A 26942-nucleotide genomic window follows, 5' to 3' on the forward strand; every position below is an offset into this window, starting at 1 on the left:
AAGTGCCGTGTTGATCACTGTTCGGGGTGGCGGTGTCAATCGTTTGGGATTGTTCGTTCCGTGGTCGCTGAACAGTGGAACTCGTTTTGGCGGACTACTCACCGTGACTGAATGGTGTTCGTCATGGGATTCATTCGGAAGCTTTGCGGCGTGGCCGTGTCGACGGTGCTCGCCGCCGGTGCGGTGGTGGCGGTCAGCCCGGCCGCGTTCGCGGCACCACCTGGCTACTTCAAGATCCAGAACACGTTCAGCAACATGTGCCTGGACATCTCCGGGAATCAGACGACCAGGAAGGGCCGAGCGATCCAGACGTACTGCCTGGATGATCCCGCTCAGTTCTGGCGTTGGGGCGTCGCGCCGAGGGAAGACCCGAACGCGCTGGTCAACCTGAACAGTCAGCTGTGCCTCTGGCCCAACGAGGGCAGGGTGAGGGATGTGCAGTACGTGGAGCAGTGGGACTGTCTTCCGACGCACTCTGCCCAGCGGTGGCAGATCTACAAGGAGGATCACGCGAAGGTTGTGCGCTCGTTCGACAGCAACTTCGTGTTGTCGGTTCACGCGCCGACCGACACCGCGGGTTCTCGGGTGATGCTGTACCACTTCCACGGTCACAAGACCCTGGACCAGTACTGGCGGATTCACTGCGAGTCCGCGATCCCGGTTTGTCCGGGTGACTGAGTGAGTTCGAGGTTGTGGGGCACGGGTTTCGGCCTGTGCCCCACGGTCGTTTTCAGGGCATGGGGCGTTCGGGGTAGGCCAGTTCGATGGCGCTGACGTCGTCCAATGCCGCCCTGATCGCGGGCGGCAACGTCAGTTGTTCGGCCTCGAGCGAGGCGATGAGCTGGTTGGTGTCGCGTGCACCGACGACCGGTGCGATGACTCCGGGCCGATCCCGCACCCAGGCCAGGGAGACGCACAGTGCGGAGGAGCCCAGGCCGTCGGCTGCGGTGGTCACGGCTTGCACGATTCGGGCGGCTCGCTCGGTGCGGTGCTGTTCGACGTAGCCGGCGAAGTGGGCGGAGGCGCCGCGGGAGTCGGGTGGGGTGCCGTTGCGGTATTTGCCGGTGAGGACGCCGCGGCCGAGGGGTGCCCAGGGCAGCAGTCCGATGCCGTGGTGCAGCGCCGCGGGGGCGACTTCGCGTTCGATGCCGCGTTCGAGCAGGGAGTATTCGACCTGGGTGGAGATGATCGGGTAGGTCGTGGGGGTCATGGCGGCGGTGGCCAGTTGCCAGCCGCTGTAGTTGGAGACGCCGGCGTAGCGGACTTTGCCGGAGGTGATGGCGTGGTCGACGGCGGACAGGGTCTCTTCGACGGGGACGCCTGCGTCCCAGGCGTGGAGTTGCCAGAGGTCGATGTGGTCGACGCCGATGCGGCGAAGTGAGCCGTCGAGGGCGGTGAGGAGTGCGCCGCGGGAGGCGCCGCCGCCGAAGGGGCCTTCGGTGCGGCGCGCGACGGCTTTGGTGGCGATGACGAGTTCTTCGCGGGGGACGACTTCGCTGAGCAGGCTGCCGAGGATGCGTTCGGCTTCGCCGTCGGTGTACACGTCGGCGGTGTCGATGAGGGTGCCGCCGGCGTCGGCGAAGGCCATGAGTTGGGTGGCGGCCTCGTCCGCGTCGGTGTCGCGGCCCCACGTCATCGTGCCCAGTGCCGTCCTGGACACGCGGAGGCCGCTGCGGCCGAGGTATCGCTGTTCCACGTGCGCGATGCTAAGGGGTGATCATCGGCTGAGCCTGGCAATCGGTGTTACTGACCGGTAGGGTCTCGCCGTGTGAAGCTCGGACTGAACCTCGGATACTGGGGCGCCGGCAACGACGCCGCGAACCTTGAGCTGGCCAAAGAGGCCGACCGCCTCGGCTTTTCGGTGGTGTGGGCCGCGGAGGCCTACGGCTCCGATGCGCCGACGGTGCTCGCGTGGGTGGCCGCGCAGACCGAACGCATCGACGTCGGTAGCGCGATCTTCCAGATTCCGGCGAGGACGCCGGCGATGGCCGCGATGACCGGGGCCACTTTGGACACGTTGTCCGGTGGGCGGTTCCGGATGGGCCTGGGTGTGTCGGGTCCTCAGGTGTCTGAGGGCTGGCACGGTGTGCGGTTCGACAAGCCGCTGGCCAGGACGCGTGAGTACGTCGAGATCGTGAAGAAGGCGCTGACCCGCGAGAAGCTGCGGTACGAGGGTGAGCACTACACGTTGCCGCTGCCGGATGGTCCCGGTAAGGCGTTGCAGCTGACGGTGCACCCGGTGCGGGAGCAGATTCCGATCTACCTGGCGGCTGTGGGTCCGAAGAACCTGGAGCTCACGGGTGAGATCGCGGACGGGTGGCTGGCGATCTTCTTCTCGCCGGATCACTCGAGCGAGTCGCTGGCGAGTGTGAAGGCCGGTCGGGAGATGGTCGGCAAGACACTGGACGGCTTCGACGTGGCGGCGACGGTGCCGTTGATCGTCGGTGACGACTGGAAGGCGTGTGCGGACCCGGTGCGCGCGTACACGGCGCTGTACGTCGGTGGCATGGGTTCTCGTAAGCAGAACTTCTACAACAACCTGATGGTGCGGATGGGTTTCCCCGCTCAGGCGGAGGAGATCCAGGACAAGTACCTGGCCCGTGACTACGCGGGTGCGATGGCGGCGATCCCGCTGGAGTTCCTGGACGCGACGTCGCTTCTGGGTCCGAAGGAGCGCATAGCAGACAAGATGAAGGCTCTCGCTGCCGCGGGGGTCACCACGCTGTCCGTTTCGCCGATGCTGCAAGATCTGGAGCAGGGGATCGCGGGTCTTCGTACCGCGGCCGAAGCTCTGGATCTGGCAGGAGTGGGTAGTTGAGCTGGTTGCAGGCTCTGGTTCTCGGACTTGTCCAAGGACTGACGGAATTCCTGCCCATTTCTTCCTCGGCGCACCTGCGCATCACGTCGACGCTGTTCTTCGGCAACGATGCGGGTGCGTCGTTCACCGCGGTCATCCAGCTGGGTACCGAGGTGGCGGTGCTGATCTACTTCGCGAAGGACATCGGGCGGTTCATCTCCGCCTGGTTCCGCGGGTTGTTCAGCGCGGAGGCGCGCAAGGAGAAGGACTACAAGCTGGCGTGGTACGTGATCATCGGTTCCGTGCCGATCTCGGTTCTCGGCTATCTGCTGAAGGACGAGATCCGGACGTCGGCGCGGAACCTGTGGATCACCGCGACGATGCTGGTGGTGTTCGGTCTGTTGCTGGGTCTGGCGGACCAGCTGGCCAAGCACCAGCGTGACGAGCTGCGGATGAAGGACGCGATCGGGATGGGGCTGGCGCAGGCGCTGGCGCTCATCCCGGGCGTGTCCCGTTCCGGTGGCACGCTGACCGCGGGTCTGTTCCTGGGGTTGAACCGGGAGGCGGCGGCGCGGTACTCGTTCCTGCTGGCGATTCCGGCGGTGTTCGGGGCGGGGTTGTTCTCGATCCCGGACGTGCTGGAGCGGTCGGGCACGGGTGTGCAGGCGTCGATTCCGCAGATGATCGTGGCGACGGTGATCTCGTTCGTGGTCGGGTACGCGACGATCGCGTGGTTGCTGAAGTACGTTTCGAAGCACTCTTACTCGGCGTTCGTGTGGTACCGGTTGATGCTGGGTCTCGTGCTGATGGGGCTGCTGTCGATGGGGTTGCTGCAGCCGATCTAAGGTGGGTGCCGTGGCCACGGTGATCCTGCTTCGACATGCGCGTTCGACCGCCAATGGTTCCGGTGTGCTCGCCGGGCGTTCCCTGGGTGTCGGGCTGGACGAGCGCGGGCAGGCGCAGGCCGCGGCGTTGGTGTCGCGGTTGAAGGACATCCCGGTCGCGGCGGTGGTGTCGTCTCCTCTGCAGCGGTGTGAGGAGACGCTGGCGCCGTTGCTGGCGGATCGTTCGCTGGAGGCGGTCGCGGAGCCGGATCTGTCCGAAGTGGACTACGGCGCGTGGACCGGTAAGGCGTTGAAGGATCTGTACAACGAGCCGTTGTGGGCTGTTGTGCAGCAGCATCCTTCCGCCGCGGTGTTCCCCGAGGGTGAGGGTCTGGCGCACGTGCAGGCGCGCGCGGTCGCGGCGGTGCGTGCGCACGACGCCCGGATCACCGAGGAGCACGGTCCTGGTGCGGTGTGGGTGTTGTGCTCGCACGGCGATGTGATCAAGTCGGTGCTGGCCGATGCTCTGGGCGTGCATTTGGACGGGTTTCAGCGCATCGTGGTGGATCCGTGTTCGATCTCGGTGGTGCAGTACACGCTGACGCGGCCGTTCGTGTTGCGGACCAACGACAACGGCGGGGATCTGGCGGGTGTGGTGCCGAAGGCGCCGCCGCAGGAGGAGCCGTCGTCGGACGCTACCGTGGGCGGCGCGACCGGGAGCTGAGGTAGCGCTTCTCCGGCGCGCTCAGCGTCAGCTTCGCCGCCTGCTCGTACTTCTGCCGGGCTGCTTCGTGTTCTCCTTGCAGGTCAAGGAGATGTGCCTTGACAGCGTGCACGCGGTAGTGCTCAAGGTCCAGTGTGGACAGTTCGTCGAGCGCTTGTTGCGGGCCGTGGACCATGGCCACCGCGACGATGCGGTTCAGCGCCACCATCGGGCCGGGCGCGGTGACGGTGAGCAGGTCGTAGAGGCCCAGGATCTCGGGCCAGTCGGTGTCGTCGGCGGCTTTCGCGTCCGCGTGGACGGCGGCGATCGCCGCCTGCAGCTGGTACGGGCCGACTGTCGTGGTTTGCAGCGCGTGGCGGATGAGTTCGGTGCCTTCCGCGATGGCGTGCTCGTCCCATTTCCGGCGGTCCTGCTCGGCGAGCGGGATCAGGGCGCCCTGCTCGTCGGTGCGGGCGGGCCGGCGGGCGTCGGTGAGCAGCATCAACGCGAGCAGCCCGGTGAGTTCGCCGTCGCCGGGGCGCCTGCGGTGGAGCTGTCTGGTCAGGCGGATGGCCTCCGCGGTGAGGTCGACGCGGACCAGGTCGTCGCCGGAGCTCGCGGTGGAGCCCTCGGTGAAGATCAGGTACAGCACGTGCAGCACCGCGGTCAGGTCCCGCGGTGGCCGGAATCCGGCTCCCTTGATCTTCTGCTTGGCGCGGCTGATCCGTTGCGCCACCGTCGCTTCCGGCACGAGGAACGCCCGCGCGATCTCCGCCGTCGTCAGGCCCCCGACCGCGCGGAGCGTCAGGGCGATCTGCGAGGCCGTGGTGAGGCTCTCGTGGCAGCACAGCGCGAGGATCGTGAGCGTGTCGTCCTGCGCCGGCACCGGATCCGGCGGGGCGGGCGTGAGCGCGACGACCTTCTCCTCGCGCTGACGCCGTGCCGTGTCCGACCGGTACTGCTCGATCCACCTCCGGCTCCCCGCCGTGATCAGCCACCCCTTGGGGTTGGCAGGCACGCCTTCCACCGGCCACTGCTGGGCGGCACCGAGCAGCGCCTCCTGCACGGCGTCCTCGCACACGTCGAACTGGCCGTGCCGGCGGACGAGCACGCCGAGGACCTGCGGCGCGAGCTCGCGCAGCAGGCCGTCGATCTCCGGCGTGCTTCTCACAGGTCCAGCATGCTCATGTCGAAGATGGGCCGGATCTCGATGCCGTCGTTGTGCGCGTCAGGCAACGTCGCCGCGTGGGCGATGACCTGGTCGATCGTGTCGGCCTCGACCAGGTAGAACCCGGCCAGGTACTCCTTGGCCTCGGCGAACGGCCCGTCGGTGACGACGACCTCGCCGTTTCGGATGCTGACACCCTTACCGGTCTCCGGCCCCGCGAGACCCTCGCTGACGACCAGCTCACCGGAGGCGCGCAGTTTGTCGGTCAGGTCGTAGTGGTCCTGCCCGAACTGCATCTGCTGCTCGTCGGTCAGCTTCTCCCACGCGGCGCGCGACTTCGGGTTGCTGTAGATCAGGATCAGGTACTTCACTTCCGGCCTCCATGCTCGTCGGCTGGCTCGAAAAATCTTCTCACCGCCATGTCGAGACCGTCGGCCGTGCCTCGACACCGGAGTGTCACTTCGAGTTGGAGGTTTGCGATGACGAGCACGCTGGTGCAGGACGAGACCGCGATCCTGGCGCTGTTCACCGAGTTCGAGGAAGGCATGCGGCTGCGGGAGCCTGCTCGCATCGTCGCCCGGTACGCCGAGGACGCGGTGACGTTCACGCTGGCGCCGCCGCTGCGCAACACCGGGCTGGACGCGCGTGACCCGGAGGCTTTGGCGGGGTGGATGGCGGGGTTCACCGGGCCGATCACCGTCGAGCACCGGGACCTGTCGGTGGCCGTGTCGGGTGATGTGGCGTTCGTGCATGGGCTGGCTCGGATGGCGGCGGTGCCGGTCGGCTACCCCGAGGGGTTCTCCATGTGGATGCGCACGACCGTGGGGCTGCGGCGCCGTGGCGGGCGGTGGTTGGTCACGCATGAGCACCAGTCGGTGCCGTTCTACATGGACGGGTCGTTCCTCGCGGCTACCGATCTGGAGCCCTGAGCGGTGGGTTCGCGGCCGGGCGGCCAAGCGTCGAGGACGATGAACTGGGTCTTCGGGTCGTTCTCGATGTAGACGTCGAACAGCTCGGTTTCGACCTCGGCGGGGTCATAGGGGCCACCGCAGCTGCGGCAGGCGCTGTCGTACCCAGGTGTCACGACGAGGCGGTGACCTTCACATAGCTGAACATCCCCATGGCGCACAGGAAACCAGCGCCATGGGGATGCCGCGACAGAAATATGCCGAGGCCCGGACCGTGCAGGGGTGCGGTCCGGGCCTCGGCGCTAGGGGCGGCGCGTTACTTGACGTTCACCGCGGCCCAGGCCCGGTTGACCGCCGCGTATTCGACGCTGTTCGCGCCGTACAGGTCGGTCGCCGCCGCGAGCGTGCCCGTGCGGGCCGCCGCGTACTTGGTGCTGGAGGTGAACTTGGTGGTCAGCGCGCGGTACCAGATCTTCTCGGCCTTGTCGCGGCCGATGCCGGTGACGGGCTGGCTGTCGAAGGTGGGGGAGTCGTAGGCGACGCCGTTGATCGTCTTCTGGCCGCTGCCCTCGGACAGCAGGTAGAAGAAGTGGTTGGCGATGCCGGAGGAGTAGTGCACGTCGACGTTGCCCGCGGTGGAGGACCAGTAGTCCAGGCTCTTGCCGTCCTTGGAGGGCTTGTCCATGTAGCGCAACGGCTTGCCGTCGCCGCGGATGTTGATCTTCTCGCCGATCAGGTAGTCGCCGACGTCGGCGGTGGTGCCGGCGTAGAACTCCGTGGTCGAGCCGAAGATGTCGCTGGTGGCCTCGTTGAGACCGCCGGACTCGCCGGAGTAGACCAGGCCCGCGGTCGCGGAGGTGACGCCGTGCGACATCTCGTGCGCCGCGACGTCGATCGAGGTCAGCGGGTTGCGGTTCTGCGCGCCGTCGCCGTAGGTCATGCAGAAGCAGGAGTCCGACCAGAACGCGTTGACGTAGGCGTTGCCGTAGTGGACCTTGCTCAGCGCGCCGACACCGTTGTTCTTGATGCCGCTGCGGCCGTGGACGTTCTTGTAGTAGTCCCACGTCTTGGCCGCGCCGAAGGCGGCGTCGACGCCCGCGGTGGCCTTGTCGGTGTAGGTGCCGTTGCCCCACTTGTTGTCGGCGTCGGTGAACAGGGTGCCGGTGCCCGAGCCGTTGTTGAGGTTGTTCACGGCCTGGTTGCCGCGCGCACCGTCCTTGAGCTGGAACGTGGTGCCCGACTGGGTGGTGCTCAGGCCGACGGTGCCGCTGTAGGTGGACTGGCCGGTGCCCTCGGCGACGTGGATGCCGTCGTAGGTCATCAGCGTCTCACCGGTCTTGGCGTCGGTGAACGTGTGCAGCTCGCTGGGCGTCTGGTCGTCCTTGACGCTGTTCTTGACCGTCTCCCAGGCGAGCACGGGTGCGCGGTCGAGTGCGAACACGACGAGCTTCGCGTCCGCGGCCTGGATGGCGGGTGCCGAGGTGTCGAGGCCGGCGAGGGAGGCCTCGGATGCCTTCGTGACGCCCGTGACCTGGCCGGCCTTCTGCGCGACGACGATGTCGCCGCCGATGACCTTCAGGCCGTTGAGGGTCCGGTCGAACCGGAGGTGGTGCGTGCCGTCGGCGTCGCGCAGGACGTCGCGCGGTACGAGCTGCTCGCCGCCGGACAGGCCGAGGGCGGAGGAGATCGTCCCCGCCTGCTCGGCTGCCGAGTGCAGTGCTTCCTGCTTGGCGAGCAGCGGATTCGCCGGCTCGGGTGCCGCGTGGGCGCCGATCGTGCCCGCGCCGGCCAATGCCGCCGCGGACACCAGGGCGGTGGTGATGCCCAGGGTCTTGCGCTTCATGAACGCTCCTTGTTCCGGTGCAGGGGGCGTTCGCTCCGGCGTTACAGGGGTGCCGGATCGAACACCGTGGAACAGCCCGACCTTCGTCTCGATGACCGGGCGTGGTGATCGTATTGCGCAGAGTGCATGGGACGCGCCACTCCCAGGATGCGAGATTGCTTCACGAATTGAGCTGCTTCGCTGGTCAGGAGATCGCCTTTTGTCCGAATGGTGGAACAAAAGAGCAGCTCAAACGGCGTGGAAACGCGGCGGAAACACGAGGCGTCGCTGATGCGGATGGACTAGTCCAATGCCCTGACTGGCACAGCCCTACTGGAGGGGATCTTGTTTACTGTTAACTCAGTTGCCTGAGACCTGGGTCACAAATTCACAGGCCCAAACGGGTGACTGCGTTGTCCTCGAGCGGGTTCGCGGTCCGGATGTACCGGTGCACGGTCCGCGGGTTGGTCCACCGCCCCTGCCGCATGATCTCCCGATCACTCGCCCCGCCCAGCGCCGCCTGCGTCGCGAACCCCGCCCGCAGCGAATGCCCGCCGAACAACGCCGGATCCAGCCCCGCCCTCACCGCGTACCGCTTCACCAGCTCCGCCACCGCACGCCCCGACATCGCCTTCCCGCCGATGCCGCCGTGCCGGTTGATCACCGGGAACACCGCACCGGCGTGCCGCGTCTTCTGGTAGCCGTGACAGCGATGCAGGCCCGTCTCGCTGACCGGCGTGCCGTCGAGAACGTCCGACCAGTCCGCGAACGCGCACACCGGGCACGTCGGCCGGCGGCTCCCGCGCGGCAGCACCACCGTCTGCTGGTGCTTGCCCGTCTGATCCGTCTTCGTCGTCCCCAGCCTGATCAGCAGCAACGGCTCGTGCGTGCGCGGATCCACGTCGACGGTGACGTCCTCGAACTCGATGCCCGCGAGCTCACTGCGCCGCAGCGCCCCGGCGAACCCCACCAGGAGCAGCACCGCGTCCCGGGCCCGCGCCGGACCCTCCTCGGGACGCTCGTGAAGGAGTGCTTCCAGAGTGTCGAGCAGCACCGGCCGTTTGCGGTGGGGCTGCGACTTCCTGCTGCGGCGGATACCGCGCAACGTCAGCCGCACGACATCACTGCGGGTCGGGCTCGGCACCCCGTTCGCCGCGTGCACCGCCGAGATCGCCGCCGACTTGCGCTCCAACGTCGAGGCACCGAACGCCGGCGACCCGTCCGGCTTGCGCGTGTCCGCTGCGGCCGCCAGGTACACCGCCACGTCCAGCGGATCCGCCGGCAACGCCTGCCGCCGCTCCGCCTGACACCAGCCCGCCCACGCGATCCAGTCCGACCGGTACGCCCTGACCGTGTTGGGCGACTGCGCGTTGCGCAGATAACTCGTGAGCGAAGCCGCCTGCTCGTCGTCGAACCGCTCGCGCACCCGCGCGAGCGCCTCAAGATCGATCAGCACCGAGTGCGAGACCCGCGCCAGCGCGTGCTGGACAGGTTCGGGCAGGCTCACACCCGCGATGGTAGCCCTCTGATCAACTCCGCGACCTCCCGCGGCGTGAACTCCAGCGCGTTGATCCCCACGCTGATCTCGAAGCTGCACCGCCGGGGATCCGGGTTGGACCGCGCGTACAGGAACAGCGTGATCCCCGCCTGCTCCTCGAGGTTGCGCGCGGCCCGCTGCGCCTGCTCCCGCGACATCGGCAGATGCACGTGGAACAGGGGAGTGGCCGGGCTTTCTGGCACCGTGTGAGCGAACCCGCCGGCGTTGATCGCCTCGGCCAGCGCACGGGCGTGGTCGCGGAACTCGACCATCCGCGGCAGGTTCTCGTCCATGCCCATCAACGCGATCGCCGCCAGCGGCCACGCGTCCGCGATCGACCCGCCCAACCGGCGCCGCCACACCGCCGCGTGCTCGATCGTGGCGCCATCACCCGCGAGGACAGCACCCCTGGCACCTTCGAGTCCTTTGTAGAGCGACACGTACACCGTGTCGAAAAGACCCGCGATCTCCGCGAGCGTCACGTCGAACCCGGTCTGCGCCTCCCAGAGCCGCGCACCGTCACAATGCGCCCTCGCACCGTTCTCCCTGGCCCAGCGGGTCTGGGCGGCGAGATCCTCCAGCGAAGGCAACTGACCGCCGATGTCGCGCTGCGGCAACTCGATCACGACCGCCGCCAGCGGCTCCCGCACCGCCTCGAGGTCCTCGAGACCCAGCAGCGCGTTGCGGTCACCGGCAGGGTGAAACCTCAGCCCGTGCACCGCGCTGTACCCCTGGTTCTCCCACACGTGCAGATGCGACTGCGGATGCCCCGCGAACGCGTGCCGCCCGGTCCGCTCGGCATGCACCCGCAACGCCACCTGCTGCGCCATCGTCCCCGACGGGAAGAACAGCGCGCTGTCCTTCCCGAGCAGGCCCGCGACCCGTTCCTCCAGCTCCCGCACCGGATCCTCCGGCCTCGTGCCCGGCGCGACCCGCTCAGCGAGACGGCGCAGGACCTCGTGCGGCGACCGGCGCGGACCGGCGTGATTCGACAGCGAGCGGCGGATGTCCATCCCACGAGCCTACGTGTTGCAAATAACTTGCAATAGTACTCAGGCGGCCGCGCTCAACCGCGCGTCCAGCTCCGCCTCATCCGTGACGAACCACAACTGCCGGCCCCGGTTCGACTCGTAGACGAAGTCGCGCAACGCGGTGCTCGCCGCCACGTGCTCGGCGATGTCACCGACCACCACGGCCTTGAACCCGTACTGCTGGAACTTCTGCACGATCCCGCCAGCCACCCGCGTGCGCAGCCGGAAGAAGTCGTCGGTCAACCGCGCGGCCGGCAGCACCAGCCACTGCACGTCCTGACCCCACAACGTGGCCATCAGGTCCACAGCGGACTGTTCGTCGGCGATCGGCGGACCGTCCGGCGCGCACATCAGGACCCTCGCGCCATGGCGCGTCTGCACAACATCAGGCATGCAGCGCAACATAACGGCGGCCCGCTCACGCTGTCGCGGCGAATACCGCAACCGACCCGCTACCGCACCGAGTGACCGCCCGGAAAATGCCGGGCGGGACCGCGGCGGGCATGGGTAGCGTCGCGCCCATGCGCGATCTTGCGACGTTGCCCAAGGCACACCTGCACGTGCACCTGGAGAGCACCGTGCGGGCGGACACCCTGCGCGACCTCGCGGACGACCACGGCGTCGAGGTGACCGCGAACACCGGGCCGTTCAGCGACTTCCGGCAGTTCGCCGCCCACAACGGGCTCGTGCGGGACTGCCTGCGGCGAGCCGAGGACTTCACCCGGATCGCGTACGAGTTCTGCGCCGAGGAAGCAGCGCAGGGAACCCGCTACGCCGAGGTCACGTTCACCGCGGCTGCGCACGGAGAACGGCTCGGTGATCCGGACATGCCGCTCGAGGCGGTGCTTTCCGGGCTCGCCGCAGGACAGGCCGCCCACGGCATCGAATGCCGTGTGATCGTGGACCACCCGAGGAAACGGTCGGTCGAGCGGTTCGCGGACTCGCTTCGGCTCGCGGTTGTGCACCCACAGGTTGTCGCGATCGGGACGGCCGGTGCGGAGGACTACCCCCTCACCCCGTTCGCCGCTGTGTTTCGTGCCGCGCGAGAGTCTGGGATCGGGCTCGTGCACCACGCCGGTGAGACCTGCGGGGCGCCGAGCGTCGCTGAAGCGGTGACCGTCGGGCTCGCGGACCGGATCGGGCACGGCTTCCGGGCACTCGACGACCCCGGGGTCGTCGCGCTGCTCAAAGACCGTGCAGTTCCGCTCGAAGTGTGTCCGTCGTCCAACGTCGCACTAGGACTGGTCGAATCCGTCTCCTCTCATCCGTTGCCACAACTCGTGGACGCCGGGCTGATCGTGACCCTCAGCACCGACATCCCTTCCTCGACCGGCGCCACGCTGACCGGCGAGTACCGGATGGTCCGCGACACGTTCGGCTTCGACGACGACACCGTGGCCTCGATCGCGACCAACGCCGTCGACGCCTCCTTCGCGCCGGAAGACACGAAGGTGAAGCTGCGTCAGGACATCGCCACCTGGCGCGCCGGCTCGTAGGACACCAGGCCGTGCCGCTCGGCCAGCAACGCCACCAGGTCGAGCAGGCCGCGGCCCGGCCAGACCACGTGGACGATCACCGCGTCCGTGCCGACCGTCAGCGCCTCGTTCCACGACACCGGCGACGCCGGATCGGGTGAGGTCTGCCGCAACTCGCGCACGAACGCCGCCACCGCCGGATCGAACGCACCCAGCGGCGAGGCGCGCAGCTCCGCGTACCGGGCCGCCGCCTCCGCGGACGACAGCGGGCCGGGGGCACGCCACAGCACCACATCGATCGGGACGTCCATCACGCCACCTTCCCGAACAACGCACCCAACCTCGGAAGCCGCGCCACGATCTCCACCGGATCGGCGAAATCCCAGTGCGCACCCGCCGGATCCGGCGACACGAGTACCTCCAGCCCACGCGACGCCAGCACCTCGGCGAGGTCACCGTCGAACGCGTCGACCGCCACGTAGTCGAGGCACTCCCAGTCCGGCTCGTCATCGCGGGTCCACGCGGACATGCCCCGCGAAGCCAGGGTCTGGATCTGCGGCACGTCCGCCAACGCGTCGGGTGAGGTGACAACGGACTCGAACACCGACCGTCCAAGCCCTACCAGCCAGGCCTGGAAGTAGAAAAACCCGTCGTCCGAGCACAGCCCGTCCCAGATCAGCCACCCCGCGTGCCAGTGCTCCCACGTGTCGACACGACGCCGCAGCTCGTCCAGTCGCACCGCGAAGTCGACCACATCGGCAGGTGGCAGAGCAGCCAGGGCGGCGGCCAGCCACTCCAGCCGTTCGTCCTGGTCAGAAGTCTCGGCAGCCGACCTCTCGACCAGGGCCCAGAACGCGTTCAGGTCCATGCACAGCACGCTAGCGAGGGGGTCTGACAATTTTTGACGCCCACGCATCGGCGCAGGTCAGGCCGCCGCTAGTGGGCTGCGGGCAGCTCCCGGACCATCGTCGGCGGAGGCAGGCCGGTGCACGGTTTCCGGAGGCACTGGCCGCCTCGGCTGAGGACCGGCTCTCGCAGCCGCCGCGGATCAGGCCGCCTCCTCCAACCCGCCAGCCAGCTCCCACAGCCGAGGCAACCGCACCGCGGCCTCCAGCGGCGAGTCCAAGTCCCACACCGCGCCGGTGAACGGATCCGCGTCCGTCACCCGGACCCGGCCCAGCACCGCCAGCGCGTTCTCCAGCGACCGGCCTGTCGCGGTGAAGAACGCGTCGTGCGCCACCTGCCCGAGGCCCTCCCACAACGGCCACGCGCCATCGGGCCACGACTCGGCGCCGACCGCCAGCAACGTCCGCACCGCCGGCACCTCGGCCAGCGCGTCCGGGCACGCCGCCACCGACGCCAGCACCGACCGGCCCAGGCCCACCACCCACGACTGAAACGCCAGGAATTGCTCCGCGGAACACAAACCGTCACACACGACATAAGCCGCGTGGAAGTGTGAGTACGTGTTCACGCGACCACGTGAGGCGTTTAACAGCGTCTCGAAACCACAAATGTCAGCAGGCGGCAGCGAAGCCAGCTGCGTAGTCAGCCACGAAGAACGTTCCGGCTGGTCAGAGGCGACAGAGGCAGATCGGTCGAGAAGTCCCCAGAAGAGGTCGAGGTCCATACCCGCGACGTTATCGGAGGGGTCTGACAATTTTCGGGCTGAGCCGATCGGGGCATCACGCCGATTTACCGAACAACGCCCACAACCGCGGAATCCGGCGCGCGATGTCGGCCGGATCCTCCATCTCCACATCCTCACCGCCGGGCGACACGTCCCACGCCCGCACCTGCCCCCGCGACTCCAGCAGGTCCTCCAGCTCGCCGCCGAACACCGCGGCGTAGGCGTCGTCCGGCACCCGGTACAACGCCTCCCAGTCCGGCCAGTCGGCATCCGACCAGTCGTTCAGCGCAGCCAAGCGCCGAACAGCCGCCACGTCGGCCAACGCGTCCGGTGACGCGGCGACCGCCTCGAACGCCGCGCGACCCTGACCGACCAGCCACGCCTGGAAGTAGAAGAACGAGTCCATCCCGCACAACCCGGAACAGATCAACGTCGCCGCCTGCCAATGCGCCCACGTGTCCACCCGGCGCCGCTGCGCGTCCAGCAGCGCCGCGAAGTCGGCGATCTCACCCGCCGGCAGCAACGCCAGCCGGCCGGACAGCCACACCCGGCGTTGCTCCAGGTCAGGCGTCGCCGCGACGGGGTGGTCGACCAGCTTCCAAAAGCCCCCAGCGTCCATACCGGCAACGCTAGCGACGGGGTCCGACGGTTATTGACACGAGCGATCGCGGCCGTCTGGATATCCTTGAGCCCAAATGGACACCCCGCTCGCTGAACTGCACAAACGCCTGCCCGAGCTCATGCCGCGTGATCAACGCCGGCTCGCCAGGCGCCTCGACGGCGCACGCAAGGTCAAAGACCCCCTGGCGCGCCGCAAGATCACCGACGAGATCGCCGCGCTGATCGACGAGGCCGCCCTCAAGGTCGCGCTGCGCCGGGAGTCCGTTCCCAAGATCACCTATCCCGAAGAGCTGCCGGTCAGCCAGCACAAGGACGAGATCAAAGAGCTGATCGCGCACCACCAGGTCGTGATCGTCGCCGGTGAGACCGGGTCCGGGAAGACCACGCAGCTGCCCAAGATCTGCCTGGAGCTCGGCCGCGGCGTCATCGGCCAGATCGGCCACACCCAGCCGCGCCGCATCGCCGCGCGCACCGTCGCCGAACGCGTCGCCGAGGAGCTGAGCACCAAGCTCGGCGACACCGTCGGCTACAAGGTCCGGTTCACCGACCAGTCCGGCGACGACACCCTGGTCAAGCTCATGACCGACGGCATCCTGCTCGCCGAGATCCAGACCGACAGGACGCTGAGCCGCTACGACACGATCATCATCGACGAGGCCCACGAACGCAGCCTCAACGTCGACTTCCTGCTCGGCTACCTCAAGCAGCTGCTGCCGCAGCGGCCCGACCTCAAGATCGTCATCACCTCCGCGACGATCGACCCGCAGCGCTTCAGCCAGCACTTCGGCGACGCCCCGGTCATCGAGGTCTCCGGCCGCACCTACCCCGTCGAGACCCGCTACCGGCCGCTCGACGAGGACGACGACCAGACCCAGGGCATCATCAACGCCGTCCACGAACTGCAGGCCGAGGGCCCCGGCGACGTCCTGGTGTTCCTGTCCGGCGAACGCGAGATCCGCGACACCGCCGAGGCCCTCAAATCCGAGGACCTCAGAAACACCGAGATCCTCCCGCTCTACGCCCGCCTGAGCGTCGGCGAGCAGCACCGGGTCTTCCAGCGCCACACCGGCCGGCGCGTCGTGCTCGCCACCAACGTCGCCGAGACCAGCCTCACCGTGCCGGGCATCAAATACGTCATCGACCCCGGCAACGCCCGCATCTCCCGCTACAGCCACCGCCTCAAAGTCCAGCGCCTGCCCATCGAGGCGATCTCCCAGGCGAGCGCGAACCAGCGCAAAGGCCGCTGCGGCCGCGTCAGCGAGGGCATCTGCATCCGGCTGTACTCCGAGGAGGACTTCGAGGCCCGCCCCGAGTTCACCGACGCCGAGATCCTGCGCACCAACCTCGCCAGCGTCATCCTGCAGATGACCGCCATCGGCCTGGGCGACGTCGCGCGGTTCCCGTTCATCGACCCGCCGGACTCGCGCAACATCAACGACGGCATCGGCCTGCTCCAGGAGCTCGGCGCCATCAACGCCGCCGAGAAGAAGCTCACCGCGACCGGCCGCAAGCTCGCCCAGCTGCCCGTCGACCCGCGCCTGGGCCGCATGGTCCTCGAAGCCGACACCACCGGCTGCCTCAAAGAGGTCATGATCATCGCCGCGGCACTGTCCATCCAGGACCCCCGCGAACGCCCCGCGGACCACCAGGAAGCGGCGACCCAGCAGCACGCCAGGTTCGTGGACAAGGAATCCGACTTCGTCACGTTCCTCAACCTCTGGCAGTACCTCAAAGAGCAGCAGAAGGCCCTGAGCGGCAACCAGTTCCGCAAGCTGTGCAAGAACGAGTTCCTCAACTACCTGCGCGTGCGCGAGTGGCAGGACATCTACCTGCAGCTGCGCCAGGTCGCCAAACAGCTCGGCATGCACCTGAGCGACCAGCCCGGCGACGCCCGCAACATCCACATCGCCCTGCTGTCGGGCCTGCTCAGCCACGTCGGCGTCAAGGACATCCTCAAAAAGCAGGCACCGGGCGACAAACGCCGCCCCCTGACGGAGTTCCTCGGTGCCCGCAACGCCAAGTTCGCGATCTTCCCCGGCTCCGTGCTCGCGAAGAAGCCGCCGCAGTGGGTCATGGCCGCCGAACTCGTCGAGACCAGCCGCCTGTGGGGCCGCATCGCCGCCAAGATCGAACCCGAATGGGCAGAACGGCTCGGCGAGCACGTCGTCAAACGCCAGTACTCCGAACCGCACTGGGAAGCCAAACGCGGCTCCGTCGTCGCCCTGGAGAAGGTCACGCTCTACGGCGTGCCGATCGTCGCCGGCCGCAAGGTCAGCTACGGCCGCATCGACCCGGAACTGTCCCGCGAGCTGTTCATCCGCCACGCCCTCGTGCAGGGGGAGTGGACGACCCACCACCGGTTCTTCCACACCAACCGCGCCCTGCTCGACGAGGTCGAGGAACTCGAGAACCGCGCGCGGCGCCGCGACATCGTCGTCGACGAGGAGACCCTCTTCGAGTTCTACGACAAGCGCGTCGCCCCCGAGGTCGTCTCCGCACGGCACTTCGACTCCTGGTGGAAGAAGCAGAATGACAAGAACCTGCTCACTTTCACGAAGGACATGCTGGTCAACGACCGCGCCGACGTGAGCCCCGAGCAGTACCCCGACCAGTGGAGCCAGGGCGAGCTCACCCTCCCCCTGAGCTACCACTTCGAACCCGGCACCAAGAACGACGGCGTCACCGTCCAACTCCCGCTCCCGGCGCTGACCACGCTGGACGACGACGCGTTCTCCTGGCAGATCCCCGGCCTGCGCCACGACCTCGTCGTCGCGCTCATCCGCTCACTGCCCAAGCAGATCCGCCGCAACTTCGTGCCCGTGCCCGACGTCGCCACCGCCGTCCTGGCCCGCATCAAACCCGCCGAGACCAGCCTGCTCAACGGCGTCGAACGCGAACTCAAGGCGCTGACCGGCGTCACCGTGCACCGCGAAGACTGGCAGTTCGACGCCGTCCCCGACCACCTCAAGCTCACCTTCCAGGTCGTCGACGACCAGAACCGCACGCTCGCCGAAGGCAAGGACATCGCCGCGCTCAAGGAGAAGCTGCGCGACGAGGTCCGCGAGTCCTTGTCCCAGGCCGCCGGCCACCTCGAACGCACCGGCCTCACGACCTGGGACTTCGACGCGTTGCCCCGCACCATCGAGCAACGGCAGTCCGGCATCACCGTCACCGCCTACCCGTCACTGGTCGATCAGAGCAGCGCCGTCGCGATCAAGGTCCTCGACACCCCCGGCCGGCAGGACTACGCCCACCGCCGCGGCGTGCGCAGGTTGCTGCTGCTGGGCATCAACTCGCCCGTCAAGCACCTGCAGCGCCACCTCGACAACGCCGCGAAGCTCGCCCTGACACGCAACCCGCACGGCGGCGTCGCGAACCTGCTCGCCGACTGCATCATGGCCGCCGTCGACCGGCTCATGGGCGAACCGGCGTGGGACGCCAAGTCCTACGAGGCACAGCTGCGCAAGGTGCAGGCCGCGCTCAACGAGACGACGTGGGTCGTCGTCCAGGAGGTCCGCAAGGTCCTCGAAGCCGCCCACGAGGCCGAACTGAAGCTCAGCGGCCTCAAGGGGGCGCCGGACTCGGTCAACGACATCCGCGGCCAGCTCAACTCGTTGGTGTACAAGGGATTCGTCACCCGCACCGGCTACGACCGGCTCCCGGACCTCGTGCGCTACCTCAAAGGCATCTCGCGGCGCATCGAGAAACTGCCCGAGAACCCGCGCCGCGACCTCGACTGGACCGACAAGGTCCACCAGGTCCACGCCGAGTACCGCGACCTGCGCGCTCAGAGCCCGGCCGACGAACCCGCGCCCGAGCTCGACGAGATCCGCTGGATGATCGAGGAACTGCGGCTGTCGTACTTCGCCCAGACCATCGGGACCCGCTACACGGTCAGCGACAAACGCATCTTCAAAGCGCTCGACGCCGTGCCGCTGTGAGGAGCTACCGTGGAGCATGGACTTCCAGGGGGATTCCACGTGGGTGATCTCGAGCGGCGACGGCGGCACCTTCGCCCTGTTCGTGCGTGACGCGCTCGGCATCAGCACACCGGCGGCGGACTCCGTGCCGCGCCTGACCCCACCGGTCGAGCGGCTGACCGGTGTCCTGGTGCCCCAGGAGTTCCCGCGGGACTGGGACCGCTGGTGGCTCGAGTCCTGCTCGGGAGGCCACGGCCGTGAGCCGGTCGGCCTGCCCGAACAGCTGCGCGAGGCCTACACGCGCTGGCAGGGTTTCTCGACGCCGGAAGCCACCCGCCGGCGCGACGAGCTGCGCGGCACCTTCTCGAACTCGCTGCGCGAACTGGTCATCGAACTCGAGCAGGAACTGGGGCACCGGCCGATCTTCACGCTCGACGTGGTCCAGGTCCCGGTCGAAGGGCAGTTCTGGCGTCGGCTCACGCGGGACCGGGTGCTCGTGTCCGAGGAACTGATGGGTTCCCGTTATGTCATCGCGCCGCTGGAGTCAGTTGTCCGCGAGCTCATGCACTGATTATCACGCCGTGGACCCGCAGTACGAGTACAACACCCACGCACTGCGGGTCCACACGCGCTAAGCCGCGGGCGGCTCCATCGCCCCGGTCATGATCGCCACCGCGTCCGACATCGACACCGACTTCGGGTCCACCACCGCCTTGCGCCGCCCGAGGCGCTGGATGTGGATGCGGTCGGCCACCTCGAACACGTGCGGCATGTTGTGACTGATCAGGATCACCGGCAGACCCCGGTCGCGGACCTGCAGGATCAGGTCCAGCACCGCGCGTGACTCCCGCACACCCAGCGCCGCCGTCGGCTCGTCCATGATCACGACCCGGCTGCCGAACGCCGCCGCGCGTGCCACCGCCACGGCCTGGCGCTGGCCACCCGAGAGGGTCTCCACGGCCTGGCCCGGATTCTGGATCGTCATGATCCCCAGCGCGTCGAGCTGGCGGCGCGCCTCGTCGCGCATGCCGTTGCGGTCGAGCATCCGGAACACCGACCCCAGCACACCGGAACGGCGTCGTTCGCGGCCCAGGAACAGGTTCGCGGCGATGTCCAGTGACGGCGCCACCGCCAGCGACTGGTGCACCGTCTCGATGCCGGCCTCGCGCGCGTCGATCGGCGTCGAGAACGACACAGGGGAGCCGTCGAGGAACACCGAACCCTCGTCCGGGATGACCGCCCCCGACAGGGCCTTGATCAGCGACGACTTGCCCGCGCCGTTGTCGCCGATCACCGCGAGGATCTCACCGGGCAGCAACTCCAGGTCCGAGCCCGCCAGCGCGGTCACCTTCCCGTACCGCTTGACCAGGCCACGGGCCTGCAGCACCGGCGTGGTCATGCCTTCACCTTCCTGATCCACTGGTCCAGCGACACCGCCACGATGATCAGCACACCGACCGCCATCGTCTGCCACAGCACGTCCACGCCCGCGAGCGCCAGGCCGTTGCGGAACACACCGACGATCAACGCCCCGATCAGCGACCCCACCACCGCACCGCGGCCGCCGAACAACGACGTCCCGCCGATCACCACAGCGGTGATCGAGTCGAGGTTGTCGGTCTGCCCGGCCTGCGGGCTGGCCGAGGCGATCCGGCCGATCAACGTCCACGCCGCCACCGCGTAGATCAGCCCCGCCGTCGCGTAGACCGACAGCAGCACCCGCGCGGTCCGGATGCCCGACAGGCGCGAGGCCTCCAGATCGTCACCGGTGGCGTAGACGTGCCGGCCCCACGCCGTGTTCTTCAAGACGAACGCCATCGCCGCCACCAGCAGCACCAGCATGATCGAGCCGTAGGTGATGCGCGTGCCGCCGATCGTGAACGTCTGACCGGTGAACAGCAGCAACGACGGCATGTCCGTGCCGCGGATCGTGGCGCTGCCCGAGTACCAGAGGTTCAGCGCGAAGAACACGTTCAACGTGCCCAGCGTGACGATGAACGGCGGCAACTTCAGCCGCGTCACCAGCATCCCGTTGAGCAGCCCGCACACCGTGCCCACCAGGAACCCCAGCAGCAGCGCCGGCAACCCCGGCAGGCCGGTCTCCGACGCCACCTTCGCCATCACGATCGACGTCAGCACCATGATCGCGCCGCACGACAGGTCGATGCCCGCCGTCAGGATCACGATCGTCTGCCCCACCGCGAGCGTGCCCACGACCGCGACCTGCTGCAGGATCAGCGAGATGTTGCCGGGCGTCAGGAACCGCTCCGACAGCAACGCGAACACGACCACCGAGGCCAGCAGCACCACCGCCGGACCGATCGTGGCCTGCGCGTGCAGCAGGTGCTGCACGCGCGTCAACACCGAACTGTCCCGCTCCTCCACCACCGCGGTCATCGCTCAGCCCCAGCAGTTCTGCAGGCCGAACGCCGAGTCCTTCGACTCGACCCCGTCCGCGGGCTGATCGGTGATCAACGTGACGCCCGTGTCGGTGTCCTTCGGCTTGGAGCCGTCCTTGGCGAACTTCGTGACCGCCTCCACGCCCAGCTGCGCCATCTTCAGCGGGTACTGCTGCGACGTCGCCCCGATCACCCCTGCCTTGACGTTGTTCACGCCAGGACATCCGCCGTCGACGGAGACGATCACGACGTCCTTCTCCTTGCCCGCCGCCTTCAACGCCTCGTACGCACCGGCCGCCGCGGGCTCGTTGATCGTGTAGACCAGGTTGACGCCGGGGTCCTTCTGCAGCAGGTTCTCCATCGCCGTGCGGCCACCGGACGGATCGCCGTTGGTCACGTCGTGCCCGACGATCCGCGGATCGGCCTCGTCACCGATGCGGGCCTTGTCCTTCACGTCGACGCCGAAGCCCTCCAGGAAACCCTGGTCGCGCTGCACGTCCACGGACACCTGGTTCGGGTTGAGGTCCAGCAGCGCGATCTTGGCCTGCTTGCCCTCCTTGGCGAACTTCGCCTTCGCCCACTGCCCGATCAGCAGCCCCGCCTTGTAGTTGTCGGTCGCGAACGTCGCGTCGGCGGCGCTCGCCGGCTCCAGCTGCGTGTCCAGCGCGATCACCAGCAGCCCCGCCGCCCGCGCCTTGTCCACCGACGGCACGATCGCCTTCGAGTCGCTCGGCGTGATCAGGATGCCCTTCGCGCCCGAGGCGATCAGGTTCTCGATCGCGTCGACCTGCGACTGGTTGTCGCCGTCCTGCTTGCCGGCGAACGACTGCACCGTCGCCCCCGAGGACGAGGCCGCCTGCTGCGCGCCCTCCTTCATCTTCACGAAGAACGGGTTCGTGTCCGTCTTCGTCACCAGGCCGACCAGCGTCGTGCCACCCGACGACCCACCACCCCCGCACGCGGTGACCAAGGTGAGCAACGCCGCCGCGGTGACCCCGACCGTTCTACGCATGACAACTCCTACGTCAACGTTGACGTAACCGCCCGTCCTAAGTCCCTGAGTCTTGAACGGGGGAGCGGCTACGCGAGCTACCAAACGGGTATACCCTTACGTCATCGTTGACGCAAGAGTCCTAGGAAGTGGGCGCGCCGGGTCATGGATGAAGCAGGCACAAGACGCGAGCCCACGATGCGCGACGTCGCGGCACTGGCCAAGGTCAGCACCAAGACCGTCTCCCGCGTGATCAACGGACTGCCCGGTGCCGGCACCGAGGTCGTCGACCGCGTCCGCGCCGCCGCCCGCACCCTGGGCTACCGCCCCAACCTCACCGCCAGCAGCCTGCGCCGCTCCGACCGCCGCAGCGCCACCATCGGCGTGCTGTTCGAAGACCTCTCGAACCCGTTCGACTCCGCCCTGCTGCGCGCCGTCGAGGACCGCGCCCGCCACAGCGGCGTGCTCGTGCTCGCCGGCAGCAGCGAGGACGACCCCGCCCTGCAACACGAGTTACTCGTCTCGCTGTCCGCGCGCCGCGTCGACGGTGTCGTCGTCATGGCCGCCGGCGGCCACCAGGACGCGTTGCAGCAGGAACGCGAACGCGGCACCCCGATGGTGCTGGTCGACCGGCCGCCCACCTTCGGCGGCACCGACTGCGTCACCACCACCAACCGCGACAGCTCCCGCGAGGCCGTCCTGCAGCTCGCCTCCCTTGGCCATCGCGACATCGCGTTCCTCGGCGACCGCAGCACCCTGTGGACCAGCCAGGAGCGCTACACCGGCTACCTCGAAGGCCTCGCCCAGGCCGGACTCACCCTGCGCGAGGAACTCGTGTGCACCGGCCTGCACGGCGCCGACCTCGCCGCGACCGCCACGACCACACTGCTCGGCCTCGACCGGCCACCCACGGCGCTGTTCACCGCGCAGAACCTCGTCACCGTCGGCGCCATGCGCGTGCTGCGCGACCACGGCCTGCAGCACCGGGTCGCGCTCATCGGGTTCGACGACTTCCCGCTCGCCGACATGCTCGAACCCGCCGTCACCGTCGTCCGCCAGGACGTCCCCGGCCTGGGCCGCAAAGCCGCCGAACTGATCTTCGCCCGCATCGGCGGCGACACCTCACCCCCGGTGCACGCCGTCGTCCCCGCCGCCCTCGTGCGCCGCGGCTCAGGCGAGATCACCCCGCCGGTCAGCTGACCGACACCACCGCGTCGACGACCTGCGGCCCGGACAGCAGCACCTCGTCGTTGTGATCGGCGCCCTCGACCTCGACCAGCCGCGCCCGAGCCGCTGTGGCCACCTCACGGCTCTGTGCGGGCGGCACGACCGAGTCCGCGGTGCCCAGCACCACGACGGTCGGAACGTCCACAGCGGACACCCGCTCGAGCACCGGGTACTTGTCCTGCAACAACATCTTCACCGGCAGCCACGGGTAGTGGTGCGACCCGGCCGCCGCCAGCGACGAGAACGGCGAGCGCAGCACCATGCCCTTCGGCGCGCGATAGGTCGCCAGCTCCACCGCCACCGCGGCGCCCAGCGACTCACCGAAATAGATCACCGGACCGTCGATCAGGTCCAGCGCCGCCCGCGCGTCGTAGGTCAAGCCCTCCTCGGTCGGCTTGCCGGGGTTGTCGCCGTACCCGCGGTAGTCGAACAGCAGGACCGACAACCCGCGCGAGGTCAGCTCCCGCGCCAGCGGCACCCGCCCCATCCGGTTGCCGCCATTGCCGGGGAACACCACCACCGTCGCGAGCGCGTCCGGCAGCTCGAAGTGCCAGCCCTCCAGCATCAGACCGTCCGCCGTCACCAGGCGGACGTCCCGCCCACCAGGCAGAACGTCGTCGGCGGACGGCAGCGGACCGGGCGAGGGGAAGTAGACCAGCTTGCGCTGAAAGGCGAAGACCACGGCGACGATGGTGACAACCACCGCCAGCACGACCAACACCGGCCTCCACATCCGCTCATTTCAGCAGCGTTCGCCCGTGGTGGCGAAGTGCCGAGGCGTCAGTCCGCAGGCCCGAACGGCACCAGCACCACGGTGATGTTGTCGTGGCCGCCCGCCTCCAGGGCGACCTTCACGAACTCCTCCGGCCCGCACGGCAGCAGCGGCTGCAGGTCCTCCGGCTGCGGCCGGTAGTTGTGCAGCCCGTCCGAGCACAGCAGGAACAGGCCCGGCGACGTCGGCTGCAGCGTCACGACCTGCGGCACCACCCGGCCGGCGTCGGCGCCGATCCACCGCGACAGCACGTGCGCGCGGCGGTCCGTGCGCGCCTGCTCCTCGGTCAGCACACCCTCGGCGACCAGCTGCGCCGCCCACGTGTCGTCGGTCGTGAGCTGCTTCGAGCCCTCCTCCGACAACCAGTACGCGCGGCTGTCACCGACCCACCCGATCGTCACCGACGACTCCGTGACCAGCGCCGACACGAACGTGCACGACGGCGCCACGCCCCGGCCGCCCGCCTCGAGCGGTTCGGCCTCCACGAGCTGCTCGACCGCGAAGCACGAGGCCGCCACGGCGTCGACCATCGCCTGCTCCGGGTCCGCGGTGTCGATCAGGGCGTTGAGCAGCACGTCCACCGCCGCGTCGGCCGCGGCCTGCGACGCCTGCTCGGCGCGCTCGGAGGAGGCCACGCCGTCGCACACGACCGCGGCGACACCCTTGCCCGCCACCTGCCCGAACGCCATCGAGTCCTCGTTGCGCGCCCGCCGCTTGCCCCGGTCGCTCACCCCGGACACCGTGCCCAGCGTGTACTCCACGCGGTCACGCGCCGAAGGCTGGTGGCGGCCGCACTGGGTGCAGTAGTCCTCGTCATCGATGTCCGGCGACCCGCACAGGATGCACGAGGCCTGCGCGGGACCGGTCGGTCCGCCCAGCGGCGTGCGCCTGACCAGCAGGTTGCGGCCGCACGCCTCGCAGAACCGGTCCTCGGGCGCGACAGGCGCGAAGCACTCCGGGCACTTCAGGGTGTCCATCAAACCAACGTCCTAGGCCTTACCGCGTTCGCGCGGTCCACCAATGCGATCCGTTCCTCCGGCGTGGCCGCGAACCGGGCCAGCGTGCGGTAGCGCCGCTCGAGACCCAGCCGAAGCTCGTGTTCGGAGAGTGCACAGTCCAGCACCTTGCCCTCGGCGGCCTGATTGCGGGTCACGTAGTCGTACGCCGCCTCCAGCACCTCCGCCGACAGCTGCGTGTGCGAGTGCACGTCGATGTCCAAGGCGTGCAACCGTTCCCCGGCCGCGACGAGCTCCTCCGCACCGCAGTCGCCCAGCTGCGCGCGCACCGCCGCGATCTGCGCCGCCAGGTGCTGCGACGACGTGTCGGGCACCGACAGCAGCACCTCGACCGCCCGCGCCCGGTCACCGGACGCCAGCAGCACCCGCGCCAGCCCGAACGCCGCCGACACGTACGCGTGGTCGGTCCGCCACACCAGCTCGTACCAGCCCGCCGCCGCCTTCAGATCCCCGGTCGCCTCCGTGCACACGCCCAGCGCCAGCTTCGGCGCCGCCTCGCCCGGCACCGCCGAGCACACCGCGTCGAAGAACCCCAGCGCGTCCTGCGCGCGCCCGTCGCGCACCGCCGCGAGACCCCGGTACCAGTCGGGCCGCCAGTCCTCCGGATCGAGCTCGGACTCGTCGAACAACGACGGCGCCGTCACCGCCTCCAGCTCGCTCAGCGCCGCCTCGGTGTCCCCGGACTCGATCAGCACCCGCACGATCCGCAACCGCACCTCGACGGTGAACTCCGGCGCCTTGCGCAGCCCGGCCGGATCCGACGTCGTCGCCGTCGCCAGCCAGGACGCCGCCGCGTCCGACGTGCTCACGGACGGTGCCGGCAACGCCAGCGCCACCTCGGCCAGGTCCAGCGCGCCCTCCACGCCGAAACGGCGGCGTTCCGGCGTGAACTGCCGCGACAGGCCCGGCCGCGCCACGCCGTCCTCGATCGCCAGCACCTCGCGCAGCACCCCCGTGAGCTGCTCGGCCATGTCCTCGGCACTGGAGAAGCGCAGCTCGGGGTTCGGGTTCGTGGCGCGCAGCAGCAACCGGTGGAACGACTCGAAGCGTCCCAGCAGCGGTTCCTCGTCCACCGTGGGCAGCCGGTCCTTGCAGCGGCCGCGAAAGTCGAACGGGAAGCTCATCACCGCCAGCGCCCGGCCCACGGTGTAGACGTCGGAGAACACCGACGGCCCGATCGTGCCGATCTCCGGCGCCTGGTAGCCGATCGTGCCGTAGATGGGGGAGTGGTGGTCGTCGATGCGCCGCACCGCGCCCAGGTCGATCAGCTTGAGCTGCTCCTCGGTGTGGATCATGTTGTCCGGCTTGAAGTCGCAGTACAACAGCCCGACCCCGTGCAGGTAGCCGACCGCGGGCAGGATCTCCAGCACGTAGGCGATGGCCTGCGCCAGCGGCAACGCCTCGTCGCCGCGGCCCTCCCGGCGCCGGTGCGTGATCATGTCCTTGATCGACTCGCCGCCGACGTACTCCATGACGATGTACTCGACGAGCTTGTCGCTCTGCCGGCCCTCGTGCCGGATGAAGTTGTGGATCTTCACGATGTTCGGGTGCTCGACCTCGGCGAGGAACCGCCGTTCGGCCAGCGCCGCCGCCATCGCGTCCGCGTCACCGGAGTCCAGCAGGCCCTTGAGCACCACCCACCGGTCGCTCACCGCGTGGTCCAGCGCCAGGTACAGCCAGCCCAGACCGCCGTGAGCCAGGCACCCCAGCACCTCGTACTGGTCGTGCAGCACCTCGCCCGGATCGAGCTTCGGCGTGAACGAGTACGCGTGCCCGCACTGCGGGCAGAACCCCTCCACCCGGCCCGGCTTGCCGTCCTTGCGCCGCCCGACCTTCTTGCCGCACTTCGAGCAGAACCGCTTCGCCTCGGGGACCTCCGGGTGCTCCAGCACCGCGGTCTTCGGATCCCGGTACGGCACCCGCGGCACCTCGACCAGGCCCGCCCCCAACCGGCCACGGCTCATCGACCGCGCGCTGCCCCGCCGCGACCGCCCCGAACTCGACCGCGACCCCTCCTGCGACACCGACCACGGCGCCGTGCCCGGCGACGTCGCGGGCCCGGTCGCGGGCAGATCCAGCTCCTCACTCATCGCGACCCCCT

The 26942-nt window shown here is 68.8% G+C and carries 26 protein-coding genes; 9 read left to right on the plus strand and 17 right to left on the minus strand.

Annotated features, from left to right (window positions below; translation table 11 throughout):
• Positions 1 to 123 precede the first annotated feature (123 nt).
• Positions 124 to 678 carry an RICIN domain-containing protein gene (locus ACIA8G_RS06440; protein WP_396417209.1) on the plus strand — a complete coding sequence of 185 codons (555 nt, stop codon included), beginning with the start codon at positions 124 to 126 and terminating at the stop codon, positions 676 to 678.
• A 52-nt stretch (positions 679 to 730) separates the two neighbouring features.
• Here ACIA8G_RS06440 and ACIA8G_RS06445 read toward each other — a convergent pair whose 3' ends face one another.
• On the minus strand, positions 731 to 1696 hold the full coding sequence (locus tag ACIA8G_RS06445) for an aldo/keto reductase (RefSeq protein WP_396417210.1): 966 nt from the start codon (positions 1694 to 1696) through the stop codon (positions 731 to 733).
• 72 nt (positions 1697 to 1768) lie between these two features.
• Between ACIA8G_RS06445 and ACIA8G_RS06450 the strand changes: the two genes are divergently transcribed.
• Genes ACIA8G_RS06450 through ACIA8G_RS06460 form a run of 3 tightly spaced genes read left to right on the plus strand, consistent with a single transcriptional unit; the run spans position 1769 to position 4345 of the window.
• On the plus strand, positions 1769 to 2818 hold the full coding sequence (locus tag ACIA8G_RS06450) for an LLM class F420-dependent oxidoreductase (RefSeq protein ID WP_396417211.1): 1050 nt from the start codon (positions 1769 to 1771) through the stop codon (positions 2816 to 2818).
• The gene (locus ACIA8G_RS06455) at positions 2815 to 3642 is read left to right on the plus strand and encodes an undecaprenyl-diphosphate phosphatase (protein WP_396417212.1); all 828 of its coding nucleotides are present in this window, start codon (positions 2815 to 2817) and stop codon (positions 3640 to 3642) included. The genes ACIA8G_RS06450 and ACIA8G_RS06455 overlap by 4 nt, the downstream gene beginning before the upstream one ends.
• A gap of 10 nt (positions 3643 to 3652) precedes the next feature.
• Positions 3653 to 4345 (plus strand): histidine phosphatase family protein, encoded by a 693-nt coding sequence (locus ACIA8G_RS06460; RefSeq protein ID WP_396417213.1) that lies wholly within the window; start codon positions 3653 to 3655, stop codon positions 4343 to 4345.
• Here the strand turns inward: ACIA8G_RS06460 and ACIA8G_RS06465 are convergent.
• Positions 4317 to 5495 (minus strand): RNA polymerase sigma factor, encoded by a 1179-nt coding sequence (locus ACIA8G_RS06465; protein ID WP_396417214.1) that lies wholly within the window; start codon positions 5493 to 5495, stop codon positions 4317 to 4319. The two genes, ACIA8G_RS06460 and ACIA8G_RS06465, sit on opposite strands and share 29 nt — an antisense overlap.
• Complete coding sequence (locus tag ACIA8G_RS06470; protein ID WP_396417215.1) at positions 5492 to 5863, minus strand: YciI family protein; 372 nt, start codon at positions 5861 to 5863, stop codon at positions 5492 to 5494. Before ACIA8G_RS06470 ends, ACIA8G_RS06465 begins: the two co-directional genes overlap by 4 nt.
• Before the next feature lie 108 nt (positions 5864 to 5971).
• Between ACIA8G_RS06470 and ACIA8G_RS06475 the strand changes: the two genes are divergently transcribed.
• Complete coding sequence (locus ACIA8G_RS06475; protein ID WP_396417216.1) at positions 5972 to 6421, plus strand: YybH family protein; 450 nt, start codon at positions 5972 to 5974, stop codon at positions 6419 to 6421.
• A gap of 295 nt (positions 6422 to 6716) precedes the next feature.
• Here ACIA8G_RS06475 and ACIA8G_RS06480 read toward each other — a convergent pair whose 3' ends face one another.
• From ACIA8G_RS06480 to ACIA8G_RS06495, 4 genes are all read right to left on the minus strand, one after another.
• Positions 6717 to 8243 carry a M4 family metallopeptidase gene (locus ACIA8G_RS06480; RefSeq protein ID WP_396417217.1) on the minus strand — a complete coding sequence of 509 codons (1527 nt, stop codon included), beginning with the start codon at positions 8241 to 8243 and terminating at the stop codon, positions 6717 to 6719.
• 367 nt (positions 8244 to 8610) lie between these two features.
• Positions 8611 to 9729, minus strand: a complete 1119-nt coding sequence (locus ACIA8G_RS06485; protein ID WP_396417218.1) for a site-specific integrase — start codon at positions 9727 to 9729, stop codon at positions 8611 to 8613.
• Positions 9726 to 10772, minus strand: coding sequence for a threonine aldolase family protein (locus ACIA8G_RS06490; protein WP_396417219.1), 1047 nt, complete (start codon positions 10770 to 10772; stop codon positions 9726 to 9728). The genes ACIA8G_RS06485 and ACIA8G_RS06490 overlap by 4 nt, the downstream gene beginning before the upstream one ends.
• 39 nt (positions 10773 to 10811) lie before the next feature.
• Positions 10812 to 11183: a DUF4180 domain-containing protein gene (locus tag ACIA8G_RS06495; protein WP_396417220.1), complete on the minus strand. Its 372-nt coding sequence runs from the start codon at positions 11181 to 11183 to the stop codon at positions 10812 to 10814.
• 128 nt (positions 11184 to 11311) lie between these two features.
• Between ACIA8G_RS06495 and add the strand changes: the two genes are divergently transcribed.
• Entirely contained in the window at positions 11312 to 12286 is a 975-nt protein-coding gene (gene add / locus ACIA8G_RS06500; RefSeq protein WP_396417221.1) for an adenosine deaminase, read from the plus strand.
• Here add and ACIA8G_RS06505 read toward each other — a convergent pair.
• The 4 genes from ACIA8G_RS06505 to ACIA8G_RS06520 all read right to left on the minus strand — a co-directional run bounded on the left by ACIA8G_RS06505 (position 12253) and on the right by ACIA8G_RS06520 (position 14514).
• Positions 12253 to 12576 (minus strand): hypothetical protein, encoded by a 324-nt coding sequence (locus tag ACIA8G_RS06505; RefSeq protein WP_396417222.1) that lies wholly within the window; start codon positions 12574 to 12576, stop codon positions 12253 to 12255. The genes add and ACIA8G_RS06505 overlap by 34 nt on opposite strands.
• Positions 12576 to 13133, minus strand: coding sequence for a DUF4240 domain-containing protein (locus ACIA8G_RS06510; RefSeq protein WP_396417223.1), 558 nt, complete (start codon positions 13131 to 13133; stop codon positions 12576 to 12578). The genes ACIA8G_RS06505 and ACIA8G_RS06510 overlap by 1 nt, the downstream gene beginning before the upstream one ends.
• 180 nt (positions 13134 to 13313) lie before the next feature.
• Positions 13314 to 14027 carry a DUF4240 domain-containing protein gene (locus tag ACIA8G_RS06515; RefSeq protein ID WP_396417224.1) on the minus strand — a complete coding sequence of 238 codons (714 nt, stop codon included), beginning with the start codon at positions 14025 to 14027 and terminating at the stop codon, positions 13314 to 13316.
• Positions 13951 to 14514: a DUF4240 domain-containing protein gene (locus ACIA8G_RS06520; RefSeq protein ID WP_396417225.1), complete on the minus strand. Its 564-nt coding sequence runs from the start codon at positions 14512 to 14514 to the stop codon at positions 13951 to 13953. The genes ACIA8G_RS06515 and ACIA8G_RS06520 overlap by 77 nt, the downstream gene beginning before the upstream one ends.
• 76 nt (positions 14515 to 14590) lie before the next feature.
• Here ACIA8G_RS06520 and hrpA point away from each other — a divergent pair, with 76 nt between their 5' ends.
• Entirely contained in the window at positions 14591 to 18457 is a 3867-nt protein-coding gene (gene hrpA / locus ACIA8G_RS06525) for an ATP-dependent RNA helicase HrpA (RefSeq protein ID WP_396417226.1), read from the plus strand.
• A 16-nt stretch (positions 18458 to 18473) separates the two neighbouring features.
• Complete coding sequence (locus ACIA8G_RS06530; protein ID WP_396417227.1) at positions 18474 to 19007, plus strand: hypothetical protein; 534 nt, start codon at positions 18474 to 18476, stop codon at positions 19005 to 19007.
• A gap of 60 nt (positions 19008 to 19067) precedes the next feature.
• Here ACIA8G_RS06530 and ACIA8G_RS06535 read toward each other — a convergent pair whose 3' ends face one another.
• From ACIA8G_RS06535 to ACIA8G_RS06545, 3 genes are read right to left on the minus strand one after another with little or no spacing between them, the layout of a single operon-like run.
• Positions 19068 to 19835: an ATP-binding cassette domain-containing protein gene (locus tag ACIA8G_RS06535; RefSeq protein WP_396417228.1), complete on the minus strand. Its 768-nt coding sequence runs from the start codon at positions 19833 to 19835 to the stop codon at positions 19068 to 19070.
• Complete coding sequence (locus ACIA8G_RS06540; protein WP_396417229.1) at positions 19832 to 20833, minus strand: ABC transporter permease; 1002 nt, start codon at positions 20831 to 20833, stop codon at positions 19832 to 19834. The genes ACIA8G_RS06535 and ACIA8G_RS06540 overlap by 4 nt, the downstream gene beginning before the upstream one ends.
• A gap of 3 nt (positions 20834 to 20836) precedes the next feature.
• Positions 20837 to 21847 (minus strand): sugar ABC transporter substrate-binding protein, encoded by a 1011-nt coding sequence (locus ACIA8G_RS06545; RefSeq protein WP_396417230.1) that lies wholly within the window; start codon positions 21845 to 21847, stop codon positions 20837 to 20839.
• A gap of 177 nt (positions 21848 to 22024) precedes the next feature.
• On the opposite strand from ACIA8G_RS06545, the gene ACIA8G_RS06550 reads away from it, so the two are divergent.
• A complete protein-coding gene (locus ACIA8G_RS06550; RefSeq protein ID WP_396417231.1) occupies positions 22025 to 23026 on the plus strand; it encodes a LacI family DNA-binding transcriptional regulator in 1002 nt (333 codons plus the stop codon).
• On the opposite strand, the gene ACIA8G_RS06555 is transcribed toward ACIA8G_RS06550, so the two are convergent.
• The 3 genes from ACIA8G_RS06555 to ACIA8G_RS06565 are packed head-to-tail and all read right to left on the minus strand — an operon-like array spanning position 23019 to position 26931.
• Positions 23019 to 23774 (minus strand): alpha/beta hydrolase, encoded by a 756-nt coding sequence (locus ACIA8G_RS06555; protein WP_396417232.1) that lies wholly within the window; start codon positions 23772 to 23774, stop codon positions 23019 to 23021. The two genes, ACIA8G_RS06550 and ACIA8G_RS06555, sit on opposite strands and share 8 nt — an antisense overlap.
• 59 nt (positions 23775 to 23833) lie before the next feature.
• A complete protein-coding gene (locus ACIA8G_RS06560) occupies positions 23834 to 24802 on the minus strand; it encodes a PP2C family serine/threonine-protein phosphatase (RefSeq protein ID WP_396417233.1) in 969 nt (322 codons plus the stop codon).
• Positions 24802 to 26931: a tetratricopeptide repeat protein gene (locus ACIA8G_RS06565; protein WP_396417234.1), complete on the minus strand. Its 2130-nt coding sequence runs from the start codon at positions 26929 to 26931 to the stop codon at positions 24802 to 24804. Before ACIA8G_RS06565 ends, ACIA8G_RS06560 begins: the two co-directional genes overlap by 1 nt.
• Positions 26932 to 26942 lie beyond the last annotated feature (11 nt).

Source organism: Lentzea sp. NPDC051213 (assembly GCF_044455585.1).
Taxonomy (GTDB): domain Bacteria; phylum Actinomycetota; class Actinomycetes; order Mycobacteriales; family Pseudonocardiaceae; genus Lentzea.